The sequence below is a fragment of the Bhargavaea ginsengi genome, from assembly GCF_900109165.1.
Taxonomy (GTDB): domain Bacteria; phylum Bacillota; class Bacilli; order Bacillales_A; family Planococcaceae; genus Bhargavaea; species Bhargavaea ginsengi.
Window position 1 is genome coordinate 1 of the sequence record NZ_FNZF01000002.1, and the last position, 23,887, is coordinate 23,887.

General features: G+C 50.1%; 27 protein-coding genes and 1 pseudogene. 24 read left to right on the forward strand and 4 right to left on the reverse strand.

Translation table 11 applies throughout. The features are described 5' to 3' along the window. Positions 1-230 precede the first annotated feature (230 nt). From BMX91_RS05205 to BMX91_RS05215, 3 genes are all read left to right on the forward strand, one after another. Complete coding sequence (locus BMX91_RS05205) at positions 231-782, forward strand: restriction endonuclease (RefSeq protein ID WP_092050815.1); 552 nt, start codon at positions 231-233, stop codon at positions 780-782. A 91-nt stretch (positions 783-873) separates the two neighbouring features. Further along, the gene (locus BMX91_RS05210) at positions 874-1,830 is read left to right on the forward strand and encodes an AEC family transporter (RefSeq protein WP_092050817.1); all 957 of its coding nucleotides are present in this window, start codon (positions 874-876) and stop codon (positions 1,828-1,830) included. A 212-nt stretch (positions 1,831-2,042) separates the two neighbouring features. Then, positions 2,043-2,570, forward strand: coding sequence for a hypothetical protein (locus BMX91_RS05215; RefSeq protein ID WP_092050819.1), 528 nt, complete (start codon positions 2,043-2,045; stop codon positions 2,568-2,570). 43 nt (positions 2,571-2,613) lie between these two features. Here BMX91_RS05215 and BMX91_RS15955 read toward each other — a convergent pair whose 3' ends face one another. Further along, a complete protein-coding gene (locus BMX91_RS15955; protein WP_281242806.1) occupies positions 2,614-2,748 on the reverse strand; it encodes a hypothetical protein in 135 nt (44 codons plus the stop codon). Between the two features lie 189 nt (positions 2,749-2,937). On the opposite strand from BMX91_RS15955, the gene BMX91_RS05220 reads away from it, so the two are divergent. From BMX91_RS05220 to BMX91_RS05265, 10 genes are all read left to right on the forward strand, one after another. Beyond that, the gene (locus BMX91_RS05220; RefSeq protein ID WP_092050821.1) at positions 2,938-4,239 is read left to right on the forward strand and encodes a hypothetical protein; all 1,302 of its coding nucleotides are present in this window, start codon (positions 2,938-2,940) and stop codon (positions 4,237-4,239) included. Positions 4,240-4,450: 211 nt separating this feature from the next. Continuing rightward, entirely contained in the window at positions 4,451-5,683 is a 1,233-nt protein-coding gene (locus BMX91_RS05225; protein ID WP_092050824.1) for an MFS transporter, read from the forward strand. Between the two features lie 23 nt (positions 5,684-5,706). After that, positions 5,707-7,122, forward strand: a complete 1,416-nt coding sequence (locus BMX91_RS05230; RefSeq protein WP_092050827.1) for a M20 family metallopeptidase — start codon at positions 5,707-5,709, stop codon at positions 7,120-7,122. Positions 7,123-7,246: 124 nt separating this feature from the next. Continuing rightward, positions 7,247-8,203, forward strand: coding sequence for a glutaminase (locus BMX91_RS05235; protein ID WP_177168321.1), 957 nt, complete (start codon positions 7,247-7,249; stop codon positions 8,201-8,203). A 21-nt stretch (positions 8,204-8,224) separates the two neighbouring features. Continuing rightward, positions 8,225-8,860 (forward strand): hypothetical protein, encoded by a 636-nt coding sequence (locus tag BMX91_RS05240; RefSeq protein ID WP_143059354.1) that lies wholly within the window; start codon positions 8,225-8,227, stop codon positions 8,858-8,860. A gap of 150 nt (positions 8,861-9,010) precedes the next feature. Continuing rightward, positions 9,011-10,243 (forward strand): dicarboxylate/amino acid:cation symporter, encoded by a 1,233-nt coding sequence (locus BMX91_RS05245; RefSeq protein WP_092050835.1) that lies wholly within the window; start codon positions 9,011-9,013, stop codon positions 10,241-10,243. Between the two features lie 322 nt (positions 10,244-10,565). Further along, positions 10,566-11,117, forward strand: coding sequence for a GNAT family N-acetyltransferase (locus tag BMX91_RS05250; RefSeq protein WP_092050838.1), 552 nt, complete (start codon positions 10,566-10,568; stop codon positions 11,115-11,117). Positions 11,118-11,255: 138 nt separating this feature from the next. Next, a complete protein-coding gene (locus BMX91_RS05255) occupies positions 11,256-11,681 on the forward strand; it encodes a MarR family winged helix-turn-helix transcriptional regulator (protein ID WP_092052081.1) in 426 nt (141 codons plus the stop codon). Between the two features lie 16 nt (positions 11,682-11,697). Further along, positions 11,698-12,216, forward strand: coding sequence for a GNAT family N-acetyltransferase (locus tag BMX91_RS05260; RefSeq protein WP_092050840.1), 519 nt, complete (start codon positions 11,698-11,700; stop codon positions 12,214-12,216). 12 nt (positions 12,217-12,228) lie between these two features. After that, positions 12,229-12,840 (forward strand): FMN-binding negative transcriptional regulator, encoded by a 612-nt coding sequence (locus tag BMX91_RS05265; protein ID WP_092050842.1) that lies wholly within the window; start codon positions 12,229-12,231, stop codon positions 12,838-12,840. A gap of 15 nt (positions 12,841-12,855) precedes the next feature. On the opposite strand, the gene BMX91_RS05270 is transcribed toward BMX91_RS05265, so the two are convergent. Next, on the reverse strand, positions 12,856-13,425 hold the full coding sequence (locus BMX91_RS05270; protein WP_092050844.1) for a DUF488 domain-containing protein: 570 nt from the start codon (positions 13,423-13,425) through the stop codon (positions 12,856-12,858). A 162-nt stretch (positions 13,426-13,587) separates the two neighbouring features. Here BMX91_RS05270 and BMX91_RS05275 point away from each other — a divergent pair, with 162 nt between their 5' ends. Continuing rightward, complete coding sequence (locus tag BMX91_RS05275) at positions 13,588-14,040, forward strand: OsmC family protein (RefSeq protein ID WP_092050847.1); 453 nt, start codon at positions 13,588-13,590, stop codon at positions 14,038-14,040. 183 nt (positions 14,041-14,223) lie between these two features. Here the strand turns inward: BMX91_RS05275 and BMX91_RS05280 are convergent, their stop codons facing one another. Then, positions 14,224-14,550 (reverse strand): four-helix bundle copper-binding protein, encoded by a 327-nt coding sequence (locus BMX91_RS05280; protein WP_092050849.1) that lies wholly within the window; start codon positions 14,548-14,550, stop codon positions 14,224-14,226. A gap of 153 nt (positions 14,551-14,703) precedes the next feature. Between BMX91_RS05280 and BMX91_RS05285 the strand changes: the two genes are divergently transcribed. The 8 genes and pseudogenes from BMX91_RS05285 to BMX91_RS05320 all read left to right on the forward strand — a co-directional run bounded on the left by BMX91_RS05285 (position 14,704) and on the right by BMX91_RS05320 (position 22,116). After that, positions 14,704-14,943 carry an indolepyruvate ferredoxin oxidoreductase subunit alpha gene (locus tag BMX91_RS05285; RefSeq protein ID WP_092050852.1) on the forward strand — a complete coding sequence of 80 codons (240 nt, stop codon included), beginning with the start codon at positions 14,704-14,706 and terminating at the stop codon, positions 14,941-14,943. Positions 14,944-15,057: 114 nt separating this feature from the next. Beyond that, positions 15,058-15,704, forward strand: a pseudogene (locus BMX91_RS05290) (SDR family oxidoreductase). A gap of 597 nt (positions 15,705-16,301) precedes the next feature. Further along, positions 16,302-16,715: a hypothetical protein gene (locus BMX91_RS05295; protein WP_143059355.1), complete on the forward strand. Its 414-nt coding sequence runs from the start codon at positions 16,302-16,304 to the stop codon at positions 16,713-16,715. Beyond that, on the forward strand, positions 16,712-18,181 hold the full coding sequence (locus BMX91_RS05300; protein WP_092050854.1) for a sodium:solute symporter family transporter: 1,470 nt from the start codon (positions 16,712-16,714) through the stop codon (positions 18,179-18,181). Before BMX91_RS05295 ends, BMX91_RS05300 begins: the two co-directional genes overlap by 4 nt. 26 nt (positions 18,182-18,207) lie before the next feature. Further along, complete coding sequence (locus tag BMX91_RS05305) at positions 18,208-19,776, forward strand: class I adenylate-forming enzyme family protein (RefSeq protein ID WP_092050856.1); 1,569 nt, start codon at positions 18,208-18,210, stop codon at positions 19,774-19,776. A 14-nt stretch (positions 19,777-19,790) separates the two neighbouring features. Further along, positions 19,791-20,240 carry a MaoC/PaaZ C-terminal domain-containing protein gene (locus BMX91_RS05310; RefSeq protein ID WP_092050858.1) on the forward strand — a complete coding sequence of 150 codons (450 nt, stop codon included), beginning with the start codon at positions 19,791-19,793 and terminating at the stop codon, positions 20,238-20,240. 147 nt (positions 20,241-20,387) lie between these two features. Next, the gene (locus BMX91_RS05315; RefSeq protein WP_092050861.1) at positions 20,388-20,723 is read left to right on the forward strand and encodes a hypothetical protein; all 336 of its coding nucleotides are present in this window, start codon (positions 20,388-20,390) and stop codon (positions 20,721-20,723) included. Positions 20,724-21,021: 298 nt separating this feature from the next. Continuing rightward, positions 21,022-22,116 (forward strand): branched-chain amino acid aminotransferase, encoded by a 1,095-nt coding sequence (locus BMX91_RS05320; RefSeq protein ID WP_092052082.1) that lies wholly within the window; start codon positions 21,022-21,024, stop codon positions 22,114-22,116. A 129-nt stretch (positions 22,117-22,245) separates the two neighbouring features. Here BMX91_RS05320 and BMX91_RS05325 read toward each other — a convergent pair whose 3' ends face one another. After that, complete coding sequence (locus tag BMX91_RS05325; RefSeq protein WP_092050863.1) at positions 22,246-22,704, reverse strand: GyrI-like domain-containing protein; 459 nt, start codon at positions 22,702-22,704, stop codon at positions 22,246-22,248. Positions 22,705-22,820: 116 nt separating this feature from the next. Between BMX91_RS05325 and BMX91_RS05330 the strand changes: the two genes are divergently transcribed. Next, positions 22,821-23,024, forward strand: coding sequence for a hypothetical protein (locus BMX91_RS05330; RefSeq protein WP_092050865.1), 204 nt, complete (start codon positions 22,821-22,823; stop codon positions 23,022-23,024). A gap of 119 nt (positions 23,025-23,143) precedes the next feature. Continuing rightward, entirely contained in the window at positions 23,144-23,878 is a 735-nt protein-coding gene (locus tag BMX91_RS05335; protein WP_092050867.1) for a YqcI/YcgG family protein, read from the forward strand. Positions 23,879-23,887: the final 9 nt, after the last annotated feature.

Genomic DNA, 23,887 nt, shown 5'->3' on the forward strand with positions numbered 1-23,887 from the left:
CTCTTCAGCGCCGATGGTAGTCGGGGGCTTCCCCCTGCAAGAGTAGGACATCGCTGGGCACAAGGCCGTCTCCTTATGGAGGCGGTTTTTTTGTGTGTAGATACGGATTATAATATTTTTCGTCCCGCACTATATAGTTCTTACAACTCATGTTAATATATAGAAACTAGATATTTAGATGGAAATTTGATGCTCTGCAGACAACGAACGAATCAAGAAAGAGGAAGACAATGACCCGAAAAAAGAAAGATCAATTAACTAACAGTTTGACAGGACTGCTGTTTGCGGCAAGTGGTCTTACCTATATCAATACTCAATCCATTGAAGCGGCAGCGTTTATCTTTTTCGGCGGTGCAATCGGTCTGATGCTGATCTTGTTTGCAATTGGCTTGATGAAACAGCGGAAGATGAACGCACCCGGTATCCGACAGGTGGATGAAATGAACGGCAAGGAGTTTGAGCAATTCCTGAAACTCCGTTATGAGGCGAGAGGCTATAAGGTTCGCGTGACACCCTATCAGAATGATTTTGGAGCCGATCTTGTTATGACCCGGGATGGAAGAAGGATTGTCGTCCAGGCAAAGCGATGGAAACAAAATGTTGGCATCAAGGCTGTTCAGGAAATCGTTGCAGCGAAAAGTCACTACAAAGCAGAAGATGCCTGGGTCGTCACGAACAGCCAGTTTACAAAAGCTGCAAAGGAGCTGGCATCGAGCAATGGTGTCCGACTTGTCGACCGGATGCAACTCATTCATATCCTCTTGGAAAAACAGGTTGCCTGAATTATATAGGGAAGTTTTAAGCTGATGCCAAATAACAGGTATCAGCTTATTCTACTGGCACCGTCCAGACAGATGTTTCATAGCCTACAGGATGAAGAAAGGGGGAGGGCATCTGTCCGCTTCCGCATTTATCCTGACGATGATCCCGCTTTATCTTATGGCGCTGATCGGCTTTATTGCAAAGAAGATGAATATTCTCAACGGCAATGCCAATCCCGTGATCACACAGCTGATGCTATATGTCACATTGCCGGCTTTGATTTTGTTTTCGCTGAACACCCCATTCTCCATGGAACTATTAATAGAATTCACTTGGCTCGTCTCCATGTCAGTCTTTATCATGACAGTTTCAATGGTACTCGGTGCTTGGCTCAGGAAGCGGGCTGATCTTCCTGACGGGCAGAAAAGTGTGTTCGAGAGTCTGATTGTGTTCGGCAATCAGGGGTTCATCGGGTTTGCGGTAATCTATATGCTGATGGGAGAGCAGGGGGTGGTTTATCTGACCCTGTTCAACATCTTTTATCTGGTGCTGATCTGGTCCTATGGGATTTATCTGTTTGCCCGACATGAAGCATCCGTGAACTGGCGCATGCTGTTCCTGAATCCGGGCATTCTCGCTACACTGGTTGGATTAATCATGCTGTTTCTGCCTTTCAGCTGGCCGGACATGATCGTGAGGACATTTGAAGATGTCGGGAAGATGACGGTTCCTCTATCGATGATCCTGATTGGCAGTCTGCTTGCAGACACGCGCATGGATGACTTTAAGCAGTACTGCAGCAATCTGTATATCTGGCTGGCATCCTTGATGAAATTGTTGATTCTTCCGTTGACCCTGCTCATCTTTATCTTGTTCGGAGTCCCCGAAACACTGCTTCTTATTGCCGTGCTGACAGCCGCTATGCCAAGCGCCACCACCACTACGGTGTATGCACAGAAGTTTGGAGCTGATGCTGTTTTCGCATACTATGGCGTCATTCATTCCACGATTCTTTGTTTGCTGACGATCCCGCTGCTGTACAGCTTTCTGCAATGGCTGATGAACTAGACGAGCGATCAATAATCATCCAGCCGATGCCTAAAAGGACATCGGCTTTTTGTGCAGTCGACTTTTTCCTGGTTCTTTGTTGCTTCCCGCAAATTCTGGACCTGTTCATTGTCCACACCACGTGTCATAGTTTCTCATTCATTCTACATATTCTTGAAAGGTGCCTGCTCTGGTATGATAAATGGAGATTTTGCTTAATTGGAGTGTGGAAAATGAGTCCCAATCGTATTATTACCGGCCTTATGGTCCTGATGATAATTCTTGCCGCCTGCAGCAGTTCTGGAAGCAGCGACGGTATAAGTCCCTCGGAAGAGTTCGAAGAATATCGGACGGAAGGGATCGAGCCGCTACACGAGCGTTCATTGAAACTCGCCGAAATGGGCGGCCATCTCAACTCCATCATTCCGGAACCGGAAAATGCCCGCGACTATATCACTGACGAGATTATTCCCTATATCGAGGAAACAAAAGGGATGGCCGAAGAGTTGCAGGACAGTCTGATCAACCAGGAAATCAAAGAGGTTAACCAGGTGACGATCGCTCAACTGGAATTGATGATTGCCTCCTTCGCTAAGCAGGCCGAATTTCTGGAGTTGCACATTCCGCCCGTAAGCGATGAGTCATATGCGGAATCCGAAGAGATTTACGCGGAGATTATGCAGATTCAGGATCAGGTCGACCAGAAAACCGAAGCGTACAATGCGGGAATAGATGACCTCGAAAAGAAATACGAAAACTAAGAACATCAAAAAAAGCCGGTGCCCGCGGGCATCGGCTCTAGTTTTAGAAGTAGTGTACCATTTTACTGACGACAAATATGAATGCCGCGGCAATGCCGGCAAGGTACAGGCTGCCGAGCAAGTAAAAGAGAAGGTCGACGAGGCGGGACTGCGACTGTCTCGATGTCATACCGGTCATGGTGAAGGGTGCCTCCTGTCTATCCGTATGTTGATAATAGGACGACAGAGGGGCAAGAGAGTTCCGGCCCCTTATAGTCACTGATGACAGCAAATTGCACAAGGAGAGCCAAGGGCTGGCGATCAGGTTTATGTTATACTTTGGTCATTATAATCATTCAGGTTGCAATAGCAGAAGGTAGGAATCAGCATGTTTCGAATCGGTGTGGTCGGACCGGAAAAGTCTGTGGAACGGATTGTCGGTGTGGCCCGGGAAATTGAACAGGAGATTGAACTTGTGCCTCATCCATACGAAGAGGTGAAGGAAGTGGCGGATATCGTGAGCCGGCACGATCGCCAGGTGGACTACTGGCTGTTGTCGGGCTTCATCCCTTATCAGGTGGCGAAGAAACTCATGCCTGCCGCTGACCGGCTGGTCTACATTTACTCTACGGAATCCAGCATTTATAAAAGCTTTATGGAACTCGTCTATGCACAGGGTAAACTGCTGGAGCGGATCAGTATTGACATGATTCCTTCCACGAATATAGGGGAAGGCGAGAGCCTTGAGACATTGAAGGCAACCGTGCAGGAACTGTTTGTAGAGACCGTCGGGTCTGACACGGAATCCGAAGAACTGCTGCGGTTCCATTTGGACCTGTGGGAAGAGGGGAAAATTGACGGCGCCCTCACCTGTTATCCGACAGTCCGTGAAGCACTGGAGAAAGCGAAAGTTCCAGTCAAGCTCATGTCCCCCACACGGATTGAAATCTTTCAGACCCTGCGAATCTTCTTTGAAAAAGTCAAGACGTCTTACTATAAAGACACCCAAATTGGCGTGGAAAAAATCGAAATCAAGGATTTTGATGTGATCAAAGAAAAGATGGAAAAGACCTATCAGGTCCAGTATCTGGAGCTCAGGCTCAAGGAGACGCTGATCCAGCTTTGCGAGAAGATCGACGGTTCCCTCGTAGACGAAGGAAACGGACGGTATTCGATTTTCAGCTCTCGCGGTGCCATCGAGCGCGAACTCCAGGCACTCAAGGACAAAGCCCGCTATCTGTCACTCGAGGCGGATACGCCTGTTGCTGTAGGGATCGGGTTCGGAAGCACGGTGCTCGCGGCAGAAATCCATGCACACCGTGCCCTCCAGACGTCCAAAAAGGAAGACAGTCAGGAGATCGTCATCATTCAGGATGACGGAACTCTCATCGAGTCGGCAGGTGAAGCTGAGGAACTGGCTTATGCTTACCGGACCGATGATCAGGACATCTTAGGAAAGCTAAGGGAAGCCAAAATCAGCGTCAAGACCTACAAGAAAGTCGAGGCCCTCGTCCAAAAGATGGGTTGGCACCAGTTTACGACGAAGGATCTGGCCGCGAATCTCCAGATGACCGAGCGGAATGCACAGCGCATCGTGGCGGACTTGTGCGATGCGGGTTTGGCGGAGAATGTGGGTGAAGAAGCGCAGCATACCCGGGGAAGACCCAATAAGATTTACAGGTTAAAATAACTTTGAAATGAGCATCCCAAATGGGGTGCTTTTTATTCGGAAAAAATCTTGCACATTAGAGAAAGCTATTATAAAATAAATAACGAAAGTTTCGTTTGATGTTCGTTAATAAGGGCCAAGTTTAGTTGTAAACGCTTTTAATGATTTGGAAGCGTTTCAACTCTTCAAGAAACAACAAAATCCGCAACTTAGACAAAAGGAGTTGAACGTCATGCTTCCAAAACGCGAACGGAACCTCATTTTAATCCTGCTTTTCCTCGGGTGGTGCCTGGGGAACCTGGACCGCTATATCATGAACTACGCCGTCCTCCAAATTACGGAGGATTTAAACCTTAGTGCTTCAGCTACAGGGATCATCCTCAGCAGCTTCTTCCTCGGATATGCCATCATGCAAATGCCGGGCGGCTGGCTTGCCGACCGTGTTGGTGCCAGGAAAGTGCTGTTGGCATCGGTCATTTTATGGTCCATCTTCACTGGGCTGTCGGGGGCCGCATGGTCTCTTGCCTCTATGGTCATTATCCGCTTCCTGTTCGGAATCGGAGAGGGCGGGTTTCAGCCGTCCAGCTCCAAAATCATCTCGAACACATTCCCTGTCAAAGAGCGGGGCCGGGCCATGTCCGTCATGCTTTCATCAAGCGGGATTGTCGCTCTGATCATCCCGGTATTATCCGCATTTCTTCTGACTGCAATAGGATGGAGGACGACCTTTGTTGTTTTCGGAGCTTTGGGAGCCCTCATTGCCTTCCTATACTGGAAGTATGTCAGGCTGCCTGAGGACAACCCTGAAGAAAAGCTGGCACGTACCACCAAGCCTGCAGAAAAGGGTCTTGTTGGTTCGCTGATGAAAACACCGCTCATCTGGAATATGGTCATAGCGTATTTCTGCATTTATGCCGTGAACTGGGGACTGGCCACTTGGATACCGACTTATCTTGTGCAGGACCGGGGCCTTGACCTGATTTCGATCGGCTGGGTTCAGACAATTCCGGGAGTCACCTTGCTGCTAGGCATTTTCCTTAGCGGATATCTGGTCGATAAACTTCCGGAAGGCAAAGAAAAGATCGTCGGTGCCATTGCCTGTGCGCTTACCGGGCTGATGCTTTACCTGATGTTCACCGCTCCAAGTGTCGCGGCGTTCATCACTTACCAGACAATCGTCAATCTCTTTATCGCTTTTGTCATCACCCTCCTTCCGGTCATCATCCTCAAGCAGTTGCCGACTTCGGTCACCGGAACGGCGATGGGAATTGCCAATACTGGAGGCCAGCTGGCCGGATTCGCCACACCAATGGCCATCGGATTCATTGTCGATGCATTTGACGGTTCCTTCAATGCAGCATTTTGGATGCTGATTGTATTCGCGGTTATCTGCATTATCGCTATCCTCACAATGCGCAACAAAGGTGAACTGTTCGACCGCGCCAAAGCAGAAGCATCTGCGTGAGCTATACCAAGGAGGTCCAGAGAGTGGGATTTCACAAAACCATTTCAAATTTTATTGAACAGAAACAAGACAAATACATTGAGCTGAGTGAGCGTATCTGGGGCTGTCCGGAACTTTACTTTGCGGAACATCGTTCTTCGGAAATTCTGGCCGGAGCGCTGGAGGAAGAGGGGTTTGAGGTGCAGCGGAAAGTAGCCGGACTCGAGACCGGGTTTGTTGCGAGCTTCGGCAGCGGCAAGCCGGTCATCGCGGTCCTTGGCGAATTCGACGCATTGGCAGGGCTTAGCCAGAAAAAAGGGCTCACCGAATATGACCCTGTTGAAGCCGGAGGAAATGGCCACGGCTGCGGGCATAACCTGCTCGGTACCGGTTCGCTGGCGGCCGCGGTTGCTGTGAAGGAGTATATGCAGGAGACCGGGCTTAAGGGAACCATCCGCTATTATGGCTGTCCTGCAGAGGAAAACGGATCCGGAAAAGCCTACATGGTCCGCGCGGGCCTGTTTGAAGATGTCGATCTCGCTTTTTCCTGGCATCCGATGACCAAGCCGAGTGTATGGCATGTCAGCACGCTTGCCAACTACTCCGTGAGATACCGTTTCCAGGGGAAAAGTGCACATGCAGCTGCAGCGCCCCATCTCGGACGAAGTGCCCTTGATGCAGTTGAACTGATGAACGTGGGCGTGAACTACCTGAGGGAACACATGGTGCCGGAAGCCCGCATCCATTATGCAATCACCGACACAGGAGGGGCTTCCCCGAATGTGGTCCAGGCAAATGCGGAAGTCCTTTATCTGATCCGTGCTCCGAAAATGAAACAGGTTCAGGAACTGACTGAGCGCGTCAACAATATCGCAGAAGGCGCAGCGCTCATGACCGGTACATCGGTGGAAGCCGTATTTGAAGGGGCAGCTTCGGACCTTGTACCGAACACTGTCCTCGCGGAAACCATGTATCAGCACCTGTCTGCAATCGGTGTTCCCGCTTATGACGAACAGGACTACCGGTTCGCCGAAGAAATCCAGGCCACACTTTCTCGTGAAGACATCGAGGCGGACGTGTCGGGTCCTGATCGGGAAACGGTCAAAAAACTGAAAAACAAAGCCATCGCAGACTTTATCGCACCGTTTGCTGGTGAAGCTGCAATGGCCGGATCCACAGACGTCGGAGATGTCAGCTGGGTCGTACCGACCACACAATGTCTGACAGCCTGCTTTGCGCTCGGCACACCGTTGCACACTTGGCAGGTCGTCTCGCAGGGTGCCATGCCGATTGCCCACAAAGGCATGCTGCAGGCGGCCAAAGTCATCGCCAGTACCGCTGTTGACGCAATGGAAAATCAAGAAATCATCGACAAAGCGACTGCGGAATGGAAAGGCCGTCTGGACGGGGAATCTTACGTATCCCTTATACCCGCAGAGAAAACACCACCGAAAAGATAAAAAAACAGGAAGAATTGGTGAGAATCATCGCATTCTCATCCTTTCTTGTGCCTGAGAGAAAGGAGAATCCGTCATGTCCATGGTGAAAGAAACGCTGCCGAATCATCACGAATCCACTCATGACATGCAACGGTTTGCCGCCCAGCTGGACAAGTGGGTGGAGCATGACCGTTTCTATACAGCTGAAGGCGAGTGCGCTTCCTATATCCCCGCCCTGCAAAAAGCCGATCCCTCACAGCTTGGAGTGGTCATGGTCGGCGCGGATGGAACGGTCCTTCAATCCGGAGACTGCGAAGCCTCGTTTACCCTGCAGAGCATTTCGAAAGTTATCAGCTTTATGGCTGCCTGCATCGATTTTGGAACGTCCTATGTGCTGGATCGTGTGGATGTCGAGCCGACAGGTGATGCGTTCAACTCGATTATCCGACTGGAGATCCATAAGCCGGGCAAGCCGTTTAATCCGATGATCAATGCGGGAGCGCTTACTGTGGCATCGTTGCTCGGAACGCGGACACCGCAGGAAAAAGTCGAGTCTTTCATTGCCCTGATAAGCAAAATGACCGGCAGACGGCCGGTGATCAATGAAGACGTCTTCCATTCGGAATGGATCACTGCCCACCGCAACCGGGCCCTTGCTTATTACCTTCAAGAAAACGGCTACCTGGAAGCCGATGTGGAAGAAGCGCTTGAAGTATACCTGAAGCAGTGCTCGGTGGAGATCACTGCCGCAGACATCGCGATGATCGGACTGGTATTGGCGCATGACGGCTATCATCCGATACTCAAAGAACAAATATTTCCGGTGGAAATTGCCCGTATTACAAAAGCGCTCATGGTGACATGCGGCATGTATAATGCCTCCGGAAAGTTTGCGGCATTCATCGGCCTGCCGGCAAAAAGCGGTGTATCGGGCGGCATCATGGCTGTTGTACCTTCACATGCAAGCTCCCGGCAATCGCCATTTCCCGACGGTTGCGGAATCGGCATCTATGGACCGGCAATCGATGAGGTCGGCAACAGCGTGGCCGGCAGCATGCTGCTGAAGCAGATAGCACAGGAATGGAATATGAGCATTTTTTAACTTATAGAAGGGTCCTCCCCGGTGCAAGCCATCTTGTGCGGGAGGACCCTTTTCGGTATTGTTCCTATAGAGTGTCGGAGCCAAATCAATGATTCTGGATTGGAGTGTGAACAGTTAATGAAACATTCCTTTTTTGGAATGAGCCTATTTGTTCTGCTGGCGCTGCTTATCTCAGCCTGCGGCAGCGAAGCAGATTCACAGAATATCAGTGTCGAAAAAGAATTTGAAGAATACCGGAAGAATGTCCTTGAGCCACTGGATGAGCGGTCCTTCGAGTTCGCGGAAATGTTCAACCACTCTGCTTCCATCATCGAACAACCCCAGGAAGCCCACCGCTATATGGAGGAAGAAGTGATTCCCTTTATGGAAGAAACCAGGGAACTCGCTACTGATGCCCATGATGGACTGGTAAATGAAGAGATCAGGGAACTGAACGATACCACGATCGAGTATTTGGATCTGACGCTCGATTCCCTTCAGAAAATTGCTGAGTTATCGGCAATCGATGTTGATACGATGGATTTTGATACGGTGACTGAAGAAACATACCAAAAGGCTGTAAAGCTAAATGAGGAGAACATAGAGCTGCAGGAGAAAATAGAACGAACCGGAGTGGAAATGGACCGGCAAATTGATGAGATTTTAAGCAAACAATGACTGCAGAAAAGGAGGCGGAAAATGCCTTCTGTTTTCATTTGAGAGGATGATTTCTCGAAAAGCCGGTCTCTGTTTTGCTTGCGTCAAAGAAGGGGATGATTGTATAGAGACGTGAAGTTCGTACAAATGAATAACCGGGGAGGTCGTTGGATGGGGGCTGTCTGGAGATTTTATCGTGATCAGTCATTTATGCTGAAAATGTCTGTCGGTTTTCTGCTCGGCATCGTGGCCGGGTTAATATTCGGAGAGTCGGCAGGCGTGCTGTCGCCGCTCGGGGAACTGCTGCTTCGGCTGCTGCATCTGATAGTGATTCCGCTTATTGTCTTTACGCTGATTGCGGCGGTGGACCAGCTGAATCCCGCCAAACTTGGAAGGATCGGCGGGAAGGTCTTTATCTTTTATTTCATTACAACGGGAATTGCGATCGTCTTCGGAATCCTTCTGGCACTTCTGATCAGGCCGGGTGTAGGACTGACCCTCCCGGATGCGCAAGTGGATGTGCCTGAGCGCCCGACCATCGTGGAAACCCTGCTGGCGATTGTTCCCGATAATCTGTTTTCTGCATTGGTAAACGCCGATATACTTGGGCTGATCTTTATTTCGGTCGTTGTCGGATTATCGATCTCTTCGATGATCCATTCAGATGAGGAGCGGATCAGCAAGATGGGACACTTCCTCAGCGATTTGACTGTCAGCCTGAGTGAAGTGACATTCCGCGTGCTGAACGGTATCCTTCAATATGCTCCAATCGGTATCTTTGCCATCGCAGCATCGGCAATCGGATCTCAGGGACTTCAAACTTTGGTTTCTCTCGGAAAATTAACGGTAGTGATCTATGGAGGCATCGTGCTCCAATTTGTACTGGTCTATTTTATCATCATGAAGCTCTTTGGCGTCCGAATCGGTGAGTTCTTCAGAAACGTAAAGGAGGCGGTGGGCACGGCGTTTATGACGTCATCCAGCTTGGGGACGCTGCCTGTCACCATGAAAGCGGCAAAGCGTGCCGGCATCAGTGATGATGTCGCCTCATTCTCCTTGCCGCTGGGAGCTACTGTCAATATGGACGGAGCGGCGATCCGGCTTGGTGCATCAGTCGTGTTTGCCGCAGACATCGTTGGGCTGGATCTTGGTTTCGCTGCGATTCTCGGAATTATCGTGACCGGCACACTCGCTTCCGTCGGTACGGCGGGTGTTCCGGGTGCTGGTCTCATCGCCCTGTCGATCGTTCTCACTCAGGCCGGCCTGCCCATCGAAGTTGTGGCGCTTGTCGCCGGTATCGACGCGATTCTCGGGATGGGCGCGACGGCTACGAATGTGACGGGGGACCTGGTCGGCGCAGCCGTTGTGGACAAAAGCGAGGAAAGGCGCATGGCCAAACCTTGAAAGGGCATGAAGTAGGCGATCTATCTGGAACGGGCAGATCGCTTCTTTATCCTTTGGCCACGTATTTATATGGATGATTGTGAAAGCTTTCACAGATAATTTACGTATATAAAGATAGTCACAACTTACGTTTGGAAGGTCCGAAGCTCTTCGGGTTTGCGCACAAATCGACCGTGATCGCGTATGAAAAAAGTGAATGGTCCGTTCTTGTATGCGTACGAATTCATCATGTTCGCTTGAGAAAAAGAGGGGGTTGGCCCGAGTTTGCACTTGAATTTCAAAAGTTCGCTTGCGAAAAATATAGAAGGTGGAGGAATGTTGAATGGAGATAACAATCAGACAAAGTCTGCCTAGTGATTTTGAGTCGATCAGACACGTGGTGGCGCAAGCCTTCCGGGATGTGGAAATGAGCAATCAGGATGAATATGTTCTGGTAGGCCGGCTGCGTACATCCGACGCCTATGTTCCGGAGTTGTCCATCGTGGCGGAAAATGAGACCGGTCAAATCGTCGGTCATATTCTGCTGAGCAGGATCTCGATCGTGGACGGAGCGAAAGCCGAAGAGTCCTTGGCGATGGCACCGGTCTCCGTCCTTCCAAACCATCAGAATCAGGGAATCGGAAGCCGTCTGGTCCGGGCTGCATTGGACAGGGCAAAGGAACTCGGGTACGGTTCAGTCATCGTCCTTGGACATCCCGGATTCTACCCGCGGTTTGGTTTCAGGAAAGCATCGGAGTGGGGGATCCGCCCGCCGTTTGATGTTCCTGACAATGCATTTATGGCGCTGGAATTACAAGAAGGCGCATTCAAACAGGCTGGCGGTGTTGTCCGGTATCCGGAGCCTTTTAATGAATCAGCAATCGAATCGATGTGAACGGGGCATCGTTTTTTTGTGCAGAATAATATGTTGCATTTGCACTAATTTAAAAGTAACATGATGATTAAGTTGATGTTGCAAATGCACCTATCAGTAGGAGTGTGAGAACAATTGGAGCTGTTGCGGGAAATCGGGATGATCGCAAGGTCGCTGGATTCACTCAGTAATATCGAGTTCAAGGAAGTGGATCTGTCGAAGGGTCAGTATCTGTACTTGGCCAGGATTTGTGAGCAACCGGGGATGATCCAGGAAAAACTCGCCGAGAGGATCAAGGTCGACCGGACGACGGCTGCACGGGCGATTATGAAATTGGAGGAAAAAGGGCTCATCGAAAAAAGGGACGCCGAGGACAACCGGAAAATCAAAATGCTTTTTCCGACGGAGAAGGGCCTCGAAGTATATCCGTTCATCATGAGGGAGCATGCGCACTCCAATTCTGTTGCGCTGCATGGGTTTTCTGAAGATGAGGCGGATATTCTCCTCCGGCTTATCCGGCGAGTCAGAAAAAACGTGGAAAAAGATTGGGAATACGTGAAGAAAGGAAACAAGCGAAGTTATTGAACAAGGAGGAAAAGTAATGACTGTTGAAATCAGACCGTGTGGGTTGGGAGATCTGGAAACACTGCGGAACATCAGCATCGAGACGTTTACTGAGACATTTGAATCTCACAATTCCCCCGAAAATCTTCGTGCCTACCTGGATCAGGCATTTGATCCGGAGCGGCTAAAAACGGAAATGTCCAATCCGGAGTCCAGGTTTTTCTTCATCGAAAAAGACGGGGAAACCGCCGGCTATCTAAAGATCAATACCGGGGACGCCCAGTCAGAAGAAATGGGCGGCGACTCGTTTGAAGTGGAAAGGATCTATATCAGCAACAGGTTCCAGAAGCAGGGGCTCGGCAAAATCCTGTTTGGTCACGCTTTAGACATCGCCAGAAAGGAAGGGAAAACAAAAGTCTGGCTGGGTGTCTGGGAGGATAACGAGAATGCCATTGCATTTTATGAGAAACTGGGTTTTATCGCTGCAGGCGCACACTCGTTTTTCATGGGGGATGATGAGCAGACCGACATCATCATGGAAAAACAATTGGATTAAAGGGGGAATTCGATGTTCATTCCAAAGCTTTTCAAGGTGGCCGACTTTGAGGAAATCAGGAAATTCGTTGAGGCGCACGCATTCGGATCCATCGTGACTGTACATAATGGACGGCCGGTCGCGACCCATCTGCCGTTCCAGTTCCGGCGGATCGGGGAAGAGTGGCATATCACAGGGCATTTCGCCAAGGCGAATCCCCAGTGGAAAACAATTGCGGAGCAGGAAGTGCTCGTGATGATCCAGGGACCGCATGCCTATGTCTCGTCTTCCTGGTACACCCATGAAAATGTTTCGACCTGGAACTACCAGGCTGTCCATCTTTACGGTGAGGCACAGCTCATGGACGAGAAGGAACTGGAGGAAGAGCTCGCCCTGCTGATGAGAAAATACGAGCAGCACCGCCAGAATGCAGTGCTGTGGGAAAACCTGTCGGCGGAAACCAAACAGCAGATCAATGGTGTTGTCGGTTTTAAAATCAGGGTGGGCGAGATCCAGGCGGCGTACAAATTAAGCCAGAACCGGAACAGCACGGATTACCAAAACATCATTGACGGTTTGCGCAGTGAAGGCAGTCCGGAAGCAGATCAGATGGCCACGCTGATGGAGAAGAGGGGCGGAAAGTAAAAAGAAGCCGATGCGTCAGTCTGCATCGGCTTCTTCTTCTGTTACAGGATATACCACTTCGCCGTCCTCCCGTTTGACCGGCTCCGCACCCCACCGGCCCGGCTGATGAGGCTCGATGACGGTCTTTTCTTCTTTTCCGTCAAGAATATGAAAAACCTCACCGCCGTGAAGGGAGACATAATTGCTGATGAGCATGCGGTGGCAGCGTGCGGGATGGCGTTCCGAACAGCAGACTGCCGCCCGTCTGCCCGCCGCAGCGTCCCGAAGCTTTTCAAGGCCTTCTTTGAAATCGTCTTCCTGGGTATAGTCGGCATAGTTGTGGAAGGAGCGGTTATTCCAGCCCGCATTGACTTCATCACTGATAATTTTGGACTTTCGCCGCCGGCCTCCTAGCTCACGGATATGCAAGTAGCCGACGCCGTTTTCCGGAAGCCATTCCTTCATCCGGTCTGTATGGAACCAGGGGAATTTCCGGCTCCCGGGAAAAGCCCGTACGTCTACAAGCAGTTCCACACCTGCATCATGAAGCAATTTCAAAAACTCCTCTTCGTTATGCGTTGAATGTCCGATTGTATATAGTTCCATTTGAACACCCGCTTTGATTTGCTGTTAATGATCTTGTTCCCTAAAACAAATCCGGACAATCATTTCGGAAAAAGGTGTTTGACGAAATGAAAGATTATGATAATATAGAAAACAATCCTTATCGAATAACTTGGATTAGATCATTAAAGGGGAGAAAACGAGATGGCGATCATGAACGTGCAAGCAACGGCAACACTAAAAGAAAATGTACGGGTGGAAGTCGAGGCGCGTGGGCATCAGGTGGTCATTGACGAGCCGGAGGCGCTCGGAGGGACTGACCAGGGGATGAATCCTGTGGAACTTCTGCTGTCGGCACTGGGGGCTTGCCAGGCGATTGTCGCCAGGACATATGCCAAAAAGTTCGATATCGACCTGAAAAGCTTCCGTGTGGATCTGGAAGGGGAGCTGGACATCGACGGCTTCCTCGCGAAATCAGACGTCCGTGCCGGATTCCAGAACATCACGCCGGTGTTTTATATTGAAACGGATGCCGCAGAGGAAAAAGTTCAGGCGTTCAAAGAATTTCTTGAGGCCCATTGCCCGGTCGGAGACACGATTGCCAATCCTGTCGAACTGGCCCCCGCAAAAGTTGTTATCGGGACTCCGGCTAACTGAGGCACTGATCCGCATTAAAAAAGCAAAGGCATCCCCTTTGCTTTTTTCTTATGCCGTCCCGCGGTCCCAAACTCGCGCTCATAACGTTTCCGATTATGGGGAATGGCATGTAAAACGAGGAACAGGCAGGGAACCGGGCTCCCTGCCTGCAGTCGCTCCTCAACATGTGATTGTGTCCATGGCTTATGCGACATTCCGGCAAGCTTCTGCGCACTTCATGCACGCTTCTGCACACTTCTGGCAGTGCTCATGGTCGTGCTTGCTGCATTCTTCGCCGCAAGCTTTACAGATGTCTGCGCAAACTTGGGCGAGTTGGCTGACGAATGGTGAATTCCGGCTGATCGCCGCTTCGAGGAAGCTGCAAATATCCGCGCATTCACGGTCAAGCCGGATACACTCTGCCATCATCTTCACATCTTCTTCCTTTAGGCAGGCATCAAAGCAGTGATTACAGGCCTCCATGCATTCATGCAGCGCCTTCAACAGCTCCTGATGTTGTGCGTGAGCCACGGTGCCATCCCTCCTGTTTGAACCTGTTTGATTGTACATTTATCCTTTTCCCGTCTGAGAGGTGACGAAACAGGATAAATTTCGACAAGTTCATGTTTTTGAGAGCGAAACAGCGGGAAATATGGTAACTTGAATAGGTAAGGAGTGATGAAAATGACACACGTGATTACGGCACCGTGCATCGGCGAAAAAGCCGGTGAATGTGTGGACGTATGTCCGGTAGATTGCATTCTTGAAGGTGAGGACCAGTTCTTTATCGATCCGGATCTCTGCATCGACTGCGGAGCCTGCACAGCGGTTTGCCCGGTCGACGCAATCTTCTACGAAGACGACCTGCTTCCTGAAGACCAGCCGTTCGTCGAAAAAGCAAAACAATTCTTTATGGAAGCATAAAACCGGGGCCGAAAAGGCTCCGGTTTTTCTTATAACTCGTTTTCCTTCATTGCATCCGGGGAATGATGTCAGGTAGTGCTGCCGACCGTTGACCGGCAAGGAAATTATGAGTTGATGACAAACCGATTTGAAGGAAAAGTGGTTCTGATTACGGGTGAAGGTTCCGGACTCGGAAGGTCTTCCGCGCTTCAAAAGGCGCCAAGCTTTCTCTGGACGACTTGAATGAGCAGGGACTTGAAGAGACCAGGCAGTCGGTCATGGAAGTTGTTGCGAAAGCGGAAGTCCTTCTGCTTACTGCGAACGTGGCTGAAGAAGAACAGGTAAAAAAATATGTCGATGACACAGTATCCCGATTTGGACAGATTGACGGATTCTTCAATAATGCCGGCGTCGAAGGAAAACAAGATCTGACGGAGGACTTCGGCAGCAATGAATTCCAAAAAGTCGTCAGCATCAACCTGAATGGCGTCTTTTTCGGCATGAAGTATGTACTGGCTGTCATGAAGAAACAGGGTTCCGGATCGATTGTCAAAACGGCATCCGTAGGAGGCATCCGGGGAGTGGGCAACCAGTCGGGCTATGCTGCCAGTAAACATGGCGTCGTCGGCGACAATTGGGAAGAGGTCGGCAAGGAATTTGTTCAGCCAAACCCGATGAAGCGCTTCGGCAAGCCGGAAGAAGTGGGCTATCTGGTTGCTTTTCTTCTTTCTGATCAGGCCAACTTCATCAATGCGGCTGTTGTTCAAATTGATGGCGGCTAATCTTACAAATATTAATATAAGAAGAAAAGGGGCTGTCCAATAAGTAATGACCTCCTTTTATCTATTGCAAACAGCAATGGCGTCGGGAGACTCCTCGAAAATGCTTCGCATTTCCTTCGTGCCAGGCGGATTCGAGGAGGTTTTTCTGTCCTGCGGGAATAGCGTTAGCCGAAGACCCCGGATGTTGCGCATCGCGAAGCGTTGCGCACAGACTGGCGCCGGCTAAGGCAACGCCCGCGGAAAGCGACCAAAGCCACTGCTGTTTACTTTTTATGCTGGAAATATGCTTTTCGGACAGCCCCTTTATTTCCTTTTGGCAGATATAAATAATAAGCAATCATGATTAATCATTAATATTCTGCACAACCATTCGCAGAAAATTAAACGCTTAAAGACCGTGTCAAAGATAAGGATTCAATATACCAATATAGCTTTATTCATGACTGTAGAGAGTGAATCTGCACGAGTAGTGATAAAGCCACATTGACAGTTTCGATTTAGTTACATATATTTTATTCATTCAGATAATTGAAAACGCTTTCTTTTTTGGCTTCAACGACGGTTTCCGTCGATTCAAAATAAAGGGAGGTTGTTTGCTTGTACGTTTCCGACCGCATCATGTATTTATTTTCCGGACTTATTGTTCTGTCGTTGGTCGGCATGTTCCTGCAGTCATGGAGGCTCATCCTGTATCCGTACCTGGTCGTGATCGGGGTTGCCATCACTATCGGGATCTGGAAGGCGGTCAGGAATAGGCCGGCTTTGCTGTGGGTTCCGATCTCAGTCGCCGGGGGATACATCGTTTTGTTCGTCACGCTCGACCTGATCACTCGTAACGATCCGGCCGGCGGAAGTACCTATGTGCTGGGAATGACCCCTGGTCTCGCCCTCTACCTGCTCGGCATTCTCCCGTTGGCGGTGATCGCTTCTCTGATTTATGCCCTGATTTTTGATCCGGGTGACATCGAAGAGATGGAGAATGAGTTCAAAACCGGGGAGGCTGCCAAATGAACGTAACCATCGTCAGTATTGTCGGATTCTATCTGCTGGTTTGTATCCTGATAGGCGTCTGGGCCACCCGACGAACAAAATCTGCGAGTGACTTTCTGGTTGCAGGCAGAAGTCTTGGAATGTTTGTCATGGCTATTGCGGCGTTTACTTCCATCCAGAGCGGATTTGGACTGTTGGGAGGTGCGGGGCAGACCTTTACCGGCGGTATGGGGTTTGCTGCGGGTGTTCTGATCGCAGCGCCATTAGGTTTCGCCCTGACCTGGTTCCTGGTCGGGAAACGGATCTGGGCAATGGGTGAGATGGGGGATGTCTTTACCCTTGGAGATGTTGTGGAAAAGCGCTATAACAGCCGGGCGGTTCGTGGCTGGCTTGGGTTTGCGATTACGCTCGGTGTTATCGGCTATCTGGGCACGCAGGTTCAGGCGATGGGTGTCATCATGCACTCGATATTCGGTGTGTCACCGGCTGTAGGGGCACTGATCGGCCTGGGAATCCTGGCATTCTACTCGGTCGGGGGCGGTATCATCGCTTCTGTTTACACAGATTTGTTCCAGGGAGTCATAATGATCATCGTCTCGATCGTGATCTTCTTCTTCGCATTAAACGTCGGCGGCGGCATGCAGAACATCACGGAAACGCTTCAATCCTCGGATCCGCTGCTCGCATCTCCCTTCGGCAATTTCTCTCTGATCACGATCGCCTGCTGGTTCCTCCTGTTCAGTCTCGGAGCGGCAGGACAGCCTCATTTCATCAATAAATTCCTGATGATCAAAAGTGCCAAGGAACTGCGCTGGGGCGCATTCACTGCCGGTCTGGCTTATGCGATTACGGTGCTTCTTGTTGTCAGTATCGGACTGACCGCCCGCTCCCTGCAAATCCAGGGCCGGTTCCCGGAGGTTGCGTCAGCGGATGATTCACTGGTCGTGTTCGTTACGACATTTACGCCTTCCATCATCGGGGGGCTTGTCCTTGCCGGTCTGCTGGCTGCCATCATGTCAACAGGTTCCGGTTTTGTCACCCTTGGTGCGGCAAGCCTGGTGCGGGACATCCCGCGCGCATTCGGCAAGGAGATCAAGAATGAGTTGCTCTGGAACCGGGTTGTCGTATTTGTCCTCCTCGTGGTCTCGACTCTATTCTCATTCTATATGGATACGCTTGTGGCGCTTCTGGGTGTCTTTGGGTGGGGCACATTTGCAGCCGCCGTATTCCCGGCAGTGGTGCTCGGTCTGGTTTGGAAACGGGCCACAAAGCAGGGGGCCATCACCAGCATCATCCTTGGGGTATCACTGAACTTCGCCTTTGAAATCCTTAACAAGTATGGCATCACCCTTCTCCCTGAAGGCGTGGTCGTCGGAGCCATTTCACTCGTCATCTCGATTCTCGGCTTTGTCGTCGTCTCGCTGATGACTCAGCCTCAGGAATCAGCAGAAATGGAACAGCCTCCACTCAAGGCAATGGAAGGCTGAACATCAACTGACAGGAGGGGACGCACATGGACGTCGGATATTTGCTGGACAGGGTGGAGCCCCGTCTGCAGACTTTGCACCCGGACAAGGAAGCACTGGCCCTGGAAACAGGGGAGACCTGGACATACGGAAAACTGAATGAGATGACCAACCGATACGCCAATGTTCTTTCGGGGATAGGAGTCAGAAAGGGCGACCGCGTCGGGATGCTGCTGTTTAACTCTCTGGAATACTTCGCCCTGTATTTTGCGATTGCCAAAATCGGCGGCATCGCAGTGAGGATGAATTTTAGGTTGGAATCGGAGGAACTGGAGTACATTTTGAATGATTCCGGCACGAAGGTGCTCTGCTTTGACTCGTCGCTTTCAGAGCGTTTGGAGCCTGTCAGGGATCGCATACCCGTCGAATCTTTCATTTGCTATGACGCCGATGGGGAAGCACCGGCGTGGGCGGATAGCTGGGATAAGCTTTTAAAGGGAGATAGGGAACTGGCAGTGCGCCCGACGCTCGAAGAAACGGACCCGGTCATGCTGATGTATACATCCGGTACGACAGGGCGACCGAAAGGAGCACTCTGGACACATCGGAACACGATCTGGTTCGCAACGTTGCAATCCCTGAAATGGAACTTTGACGGAGATACTGTCGGCATGACCACCGGCCCGCTTTATCATGTGGGGGCGATGGAGGATGTGGCGCTTGCTGTTCTGTTGTCAGGGGGGACGGTTGTGATTTCCAAGAGCGGAAACTTTGAAATCAGGCGGACGCTGGAGGTGATCGAAGAAAAGGAAGTGACGGATGTCTTCCTGTTCCCGTTCATGATTTATGAGATGCTGAAGCTGAATGAAATCGAAGCTTTTGGATTGACGTCGTTGAGGACGATTTATTCGGGAGGCGACCCAATCATTTCCTGGGCAATTGACCGTTTGAATGAACTGTTTCCGCATATCGGCCTTGTCCAGGTGTATGGTTTGACCGAAGGAACGCCGATCGCCGTTTCACTGGACCCGGCAGATTCAAAAACAAAGGGATACACAGCCGGCAAGCCGATGCCGTTCACAGAAGTGAAAGTAGTCGGGGAGCAGGGTGAAGCGCTGCCTGCAGGAGAGATCGGTGAAATCTGCACGAAGGGTCCGGCGGTCGTCTCGGAATACTGGAACAAGCCGGAAGCCACTGCCAAGACATTCGTTGATGGCTGGTGCCATACAGGGGACCTTGGTGTTCTGGATGCAGAGGGTTTTCTGACCATCTCGGGACGCAAAAAAGATATGATCCGTAGCGGTGGAGAAAACATCTATCCTGTGGAAGTCGAAGATGTGCTGATCCGGCATGAGGCCGTCCAGGATGTGGCTGTCGTCGGAATACCGGATCCGAAATACATCGAGACGGTGTGCGCGGTCATTGTGACGAAGCCCGGATGGTCCGTTACGGAACAGGAACTCCTTGAATTTACCGATGGCAAATTGGCGCGATATAAAAAGCCGCGCTCATTTGTCTTCCTGGACGAACTGCCGAGAACAGCATCCGGCAAGGTCCAAAAATTCCGTCTGAGGGAAGAGTTCAAGCATCTGCGCGAACCGCAAGTAAAATTCTGAATGGGGGAAAAGACATGTTTAATAAATACTACGGGGAAGTGCCAGTCGGAGAAGAGTGGGAATCCGGCGGACGCACGATCACTGAAGCGGATATTGTGAATTTTGCCGGGGTGAGCGGTGATTTCTATCCGCTCCACATCGACCGGGAATATGCGAAGAATACACCGTTCGGCGAGCCGATCGCGCATGGAATGCTGGTGCTGTCGGTTGCGACCGGTCTGATGAATTTCACGCCTGGTATTATTGCTGCCTTCTATGGGATGGACAAAATCCGATTTGTCCGTCCGACCCTGATCGGAGATACCATCAGAGTCAGAATGAAAGTGGCCGATAAACAGGAGCGGAAAAACGGAACCGGGGTCATCGCCTACGAGACGGAAATCGTCAATCAGCGAGGTGAAGCGGTAATTGCGGGGACGCTCAGGCTGCTGCTCAACGAGGCGCACGTAGGTGCGGAAGTGTGAATGGATTAGGGCCATCCTGACAGATGGCCATTTTTAATTGTTTGGGTCTGCATGTTCAAAGTGATTGTGTGATTCAAAGGAATTCCCGTTTTATCGGTTTTCCTCTTGGTTTAATGGGAATAGTGTATGAAACGGGAGGGGATGTGGTTGGAAACCTTGAAAACCATCGATGAATTTGTCGGGGCGGCGATGGGATTCGATGCGGAGGCGCATCCGGGAAACCTGTTCGTAAGCCAGTCATCGGAAAACGGATTTGAAGCTGAAGAAATTGTTGTGGGCGATGAAGATTCAGTCCGGAAGCAAGTCACACAGGTTTTCGAAGTCCTTCTCGAAACGGAGCGGGGATCCTACTATTTTCATTACACGTTCAGCGACCCGGCGGAAATCGAGGAAATCATAGCTAAGCTGCAGCCGGTCTATGAACGGTTCCCAAAGCTTGTGCTGCCAAGCGAGGAGATGGCCGAAAAAGTCGCGGTCGCATAGTAACGAATTGACCGGCACCAAAAAGGTGGCCGGTTTTTTGTATTAAGGACTACTTTCAATAGTATTTGCAAAAATTTGCAGAGCAGAGCGATATGTGTGCAAAACAGCTCAAAATAATGGAGCGGCAGCTATATTCACAGCAAAACCGATTAAGTTCCTGCATGGATGACTGGACAAAAAATTATTTTAGCCAAAAGTATTTAAATCTGTCTGAAAATATGTATAATATAGTCATTATTCTTTTTTCATGAGTATACGATATATCGCGTACCTTGAATATCAAGGAGGAAGATGTATGATGGGGAACATGCAGATCAGCATCAATGAGTGCCAAGAACGGAAAACGAAGCCATCCACGGACGGCATCGCATTCGGGCGCAACTTCACAGACCATATGTTCATTGCGGATTATACGGAAGGGATTGGCTGGCACGATCACCGCATCGTTCCTTATGAGCCGATTACACTGGATCCGTCCGCGATCATCTTCCATTATGGGCAGACCGTATTCGAAGGGCTCAAGGCTTACCGGGCGAAAGACGGTGCAATCCGCCTTTTCCGTCCAGAGGAAAATTTCCGCCGGATGAACGAATCCTGCGATCGTCTCTGCATGCCTCAGATCAATGAAGCAGATGCTTTGGAAGCGCTCAGGACACTGATCAAGGTCGACAGGGAATGGGTACCGGAAGCAGAAGGGACTTCCCTCTATATCCGTCCCTACATGATTGCGACAGAACCGCATCTTGGTGTCGCGCCTTCACTTATGTACAAGTTCATCATCATCCTGTCTCCGGTCGGCATGTACTACAAGGAAGGGATCGCCCCGGTCAAGATTCTTGTAGAGAACGAGTATGTCCGTGCGGTGGCAGGGGGCACAGGTGCTGCGAAAACTGCGGGCAACTATGCCGCTTCACTGAAAGCACAGGCAGTGGCAGAAAAGATGGGTTATTCCCAGGTTCTCTGGCTCGACGGCGTCGAGAAGAAATATGTTGAAGAAGTCGGCAGCATGAACGTCTTCTTCAAGATCGATGGAGAGGTCGTCACGCCTGCACTCAATGGCAGTATCCTCGGAGGCATCACGCGCAAATCAATCATCGAGATGCTGAAATCGTGGGGTGTCTCGGTGACCGAGCGTCGCATCACCATGGAAGAGATTAAAACCGCCCAGCAGGAAGGACGTCTCGATGAGGCATTCGGCACCGGAACGGCGGCTGTCATCTCACCAATCGGTGAATTCAGCTGGAAGGGCGATTCTTTCACCATCCATGGTGGTAAGGCAGGCGAACTGTCGACAAAGCTCTACGAAGAACTCACAGACCTGCAGACCGGCGTGAAAGAAGACACGTTCGGATGGGTAACAGAAATCCGTGAAGAAGCGGTTGTCAGGAATTAATCATTTAAAAAGCTCCCCTGGTGGGAGCTTTTTCTATTGCCTATTTGCTTGGGATGGTGAAGGTCAAAGAGGTAAACATTCAGGGGGGGGCTTGGAAATTGGCCTACATGAAGGTGGTCTGATGTGGACCTAACCGGCAGTGTTTTGACTTAAAATTGGCAAGTAAATTTCAACTTCTTCACCGGTGTCTGCAGGAATATAGACTTCAACAATATATTCTTCACGGTTGATATGAAAACCGCTTTCCATGGTCTGTTTCAGCAAAGCGGCATGAAGACCCTGTAAGTCTTCCATGGTTCCTCTTGCTGTTGCGTAATGTCCCAGCACTTCCATATAGGTCATTCCAAGCGGAACTTTATCTAAAGGTACATCGACCAATAAGCCTACATAAAATTCACCTTCGAGATGGTCGTGGCTTTTCTTGGGTTCGAATACTGCGATTTCTTTTCCGGCAACAGATTCAATTCCGCCTGATCGCACAATGACTTCCTGAGCTGCTTTCGGAACGAGTGTTCCAAATTCTTCAAAAGCTCCTGTACCTTTTACCCCAACTAACCTAAACTGCTTGTTTACTGTTTTAAGTTTCATCTGACACCTCCTAAGTCGCTGTGTAACAAATTCTAGAAAACAGGTTACTATTCCTACCTAATTCGGTGAATGATTTTGTATACTGATGATGTAAGGATAAGAAGGAGATGATGGTAATGGCAAATTCAAAAGCAAAGAAACTTCGCCTTAAGATCGAACGGGAGGACCGCATGAATCCAGAACAAAAACGGTTCCGTAATGTCGGTCTGACAACAAGAGTTAAAAGAGACAAAACCAAATATACGAGAAAAGGTCGTTCCGCCAGTGACTTCAAGAGTCAACGTGGAGACGGCCTTTTTTATTTGCCTGAGCATATTTGACGAATCCATAAACAATCAGCGACTATAAGAAGCGGGATTGAGAGTGCAAAGTGATGAAACGGTTTCTCTATTGCCCAAAGAGGGGATAATGGTATCAGAGATCAAACGGAGGGGTCATCATGAAAACTATAGAAAACAAAATGCTTGTCAAAGAAGACTTCAGTAACCGGGAAGATCTTCCCGAGTGGCTGTTGCGTGAATATCAGACGTTCCACAATACTGTTACGGACAAGACGTTTCCCTGCTATTTCGGGATGGCTGCAGAACTCGGCGGTGAGTTGCGGTACGCCTATATCGAGAGGGAAGATTGGTCCAATCTCCCAAAGGCTCTGATGGAATTCCTGAAACTGTTCGAAAACCCTAAACACAAACGGTATGGTTTCTTTGTATTTGTAGAACCGTTTGAGAAAGAAGGTGACCTGGAGGATTACCGGAAAGAGTTCTGGGATATTCTCCAGTACCTTCACGAACAGGACCCGGTCGAATGGCCGGCGGATGCTCCGAAAGATCCGGACCATCACCTATGGGATTTCCGCTTTGGCGGTGAGCCGATATTTGTCTTCGGCAATGCTCCGGCTTATAAGCAGCGGAAGACCCGCGACCTTGGCAATGCAATGGTACTTGGATTCCAGCCACGTAAAATCTTCAAGGGACTGGAGGGAACGGAGCCTGGTGGCATCAATTCGCGGGATAAAGTCCGGGAACGCGTGGAGAAATGGGATAACTTGCCGAAGCATCCGGACATCAGCCACTTCGGTGACCCCACGCACAATGAATGGAAACAATTTTTTATCGGGGACGATATTGTGCCGATCGAGGGCAAGTGTCCGTTTAAACATAAGGATATGAACTGACTAATACCA

Coding starts and splice junctions, on each gene's coding strand:
- BMX91_RS05205 (WP_092050815.1), top strand. CDS start 231: ATGACCCGAAAAAAGAAAGATCAATTAACTAACAGTTTGACAGGACTG.
- BMX91_RS05210 (WP_092050817.1), top strand. CDS start 874: ATGAAGAAAGGGGGAGGGCATCTGTCCGCTTCCGCATTTATCCTGACG.
- BMX91_RS05215 (WP_092050819.1), top strand. CDS start 2,043: ATGAGTCCCAATCGTATTATTACCGGCCTTATGGTCCTGATGATAATT.
- BMX91_RS15955 (WP_281242806.1), bottom strand. CDS start 2,748: ATGACCGGTATGACATCGAGACAGTCGCAGTCCCGCCTCGTCGACCTT.
- BMX91_RS05220 (WP_092050821.1), top strand. CDS start 2,938: ATGTTTCGAATCGGTGTGGTCGGACCGGAAAAGTCTGTGGAACGGATT.
- BMX91_RS05225 (WP_092050824.1), top strand. CDS start 4,451: ATGCTTCCAAAACGCGAACGGAACCTCATTTTAATCCTGCTTTTCCTC.
- BMX91_RS05235 (WP_177168321.1), top strand. CDS start 7,247: ATGCAACGGTTTGCCGCCCAGCTGGACAAGTGGGTGGAGCATGACCGT.
- BMX91_RS05245 (WP_092050835.1), top strand. CDS start 9,011: ATGGGGGCTGTCTGGAGATTTTATCGTGATCAGTCATTTATGCTGAAA.
- BMX91_RS05250 (WP_092050838.1), top strand. CDS start 10,566: ATGGAGATAACAATCAGACAAAGTCTGCCTAGTGATTTTGAGTCGATC.
- BMX91_RS05255 (WP_092052081.1), top strand. CDS start 11,256: ATGATCGCAAGGTCGCTGGATTCACTCAGTAATATCGAGTTCAAGGAA.
- BMX91_RS05260 (WP_092050840.1), top strand. CDS start 11,698: ATGACTGTTGAAATCAGACCGTGTGGGTTGGGAGATCTGGAAACACTG.
- BMX91_RS05265 (WP_092050842.1), top strand. CDS start 12,229: ATGTTCATTCCAAAGCTTTTCAAGGTGGCCGACTTTGAGGAAATCAGG.
- BMX91_RS05270 (WP_092050844.1), bottom strand. CDS start 13,425: ATGGAACTATATACAATCGGACATTCAACGCATAACGAAGAGGAGTTT.
- BMX91_RS05275 (WP_092050847.1), top strand. CDS start 13,588: ATGGCGATCATGAACGTGCAAGCAACGGCAACACTAAAAGAAAATGTA.
- BMX91_RS05285 (WP_092050852.1), top strand. CDS start 14,704: ATGACACACGTGATTACGGCACCGTGCATCGGCGAAAAAGCCGGTGAA.
- BMX91_RS05300 (WP_092050854.1), top strand. CDS start 16,712: ATGAACGTAACCATCGTCAGTATTGTCGGATTCTATCTGCTGGTTTGT.
- BMX91_RS05305 (WP_092050856.1), top strand. CDS start 18,208: ATGGACGTCGGATATTTGCTGGACAGGGTGGAGCCCCGTCTGCAGACT.
- BMX91_RS05310 (WP_092050858.1), top strand. CDS start 19,791: ATGTTTAATAAATACTACGGGGAAGTGCCAGTCGGAGAAGAGTGGGAA.
- BMX91_RS05320 (WP_092052082.1), top strand. CDS start 21,022: ATGGGGAACATGCAGATCAGCATCAATGAGTGCCAAGAACGGAAAACG.
- BMX91_RS05325 (WP_092050863.1), bottom strand. CDS start 22,704: ATGAAACTTAAAACAGTAAACAAGCAGTTTAGGTTAGTTGGGGTAAAA.
- BMX91_RS05330 (WP_092050865.1), top strand. CDS start 22,821: ATGGCAAATTCAAAAGCAAAGAAACTTCGCCTTAAGATCGAACGGGAG.
- BMX91_RS05335 (WP_092050867.1), top strand. CDS start 23,144: ATGAAAACTATAGAAAACAAAATGCTTGTCAAAGAAGACTTCAGTAAC.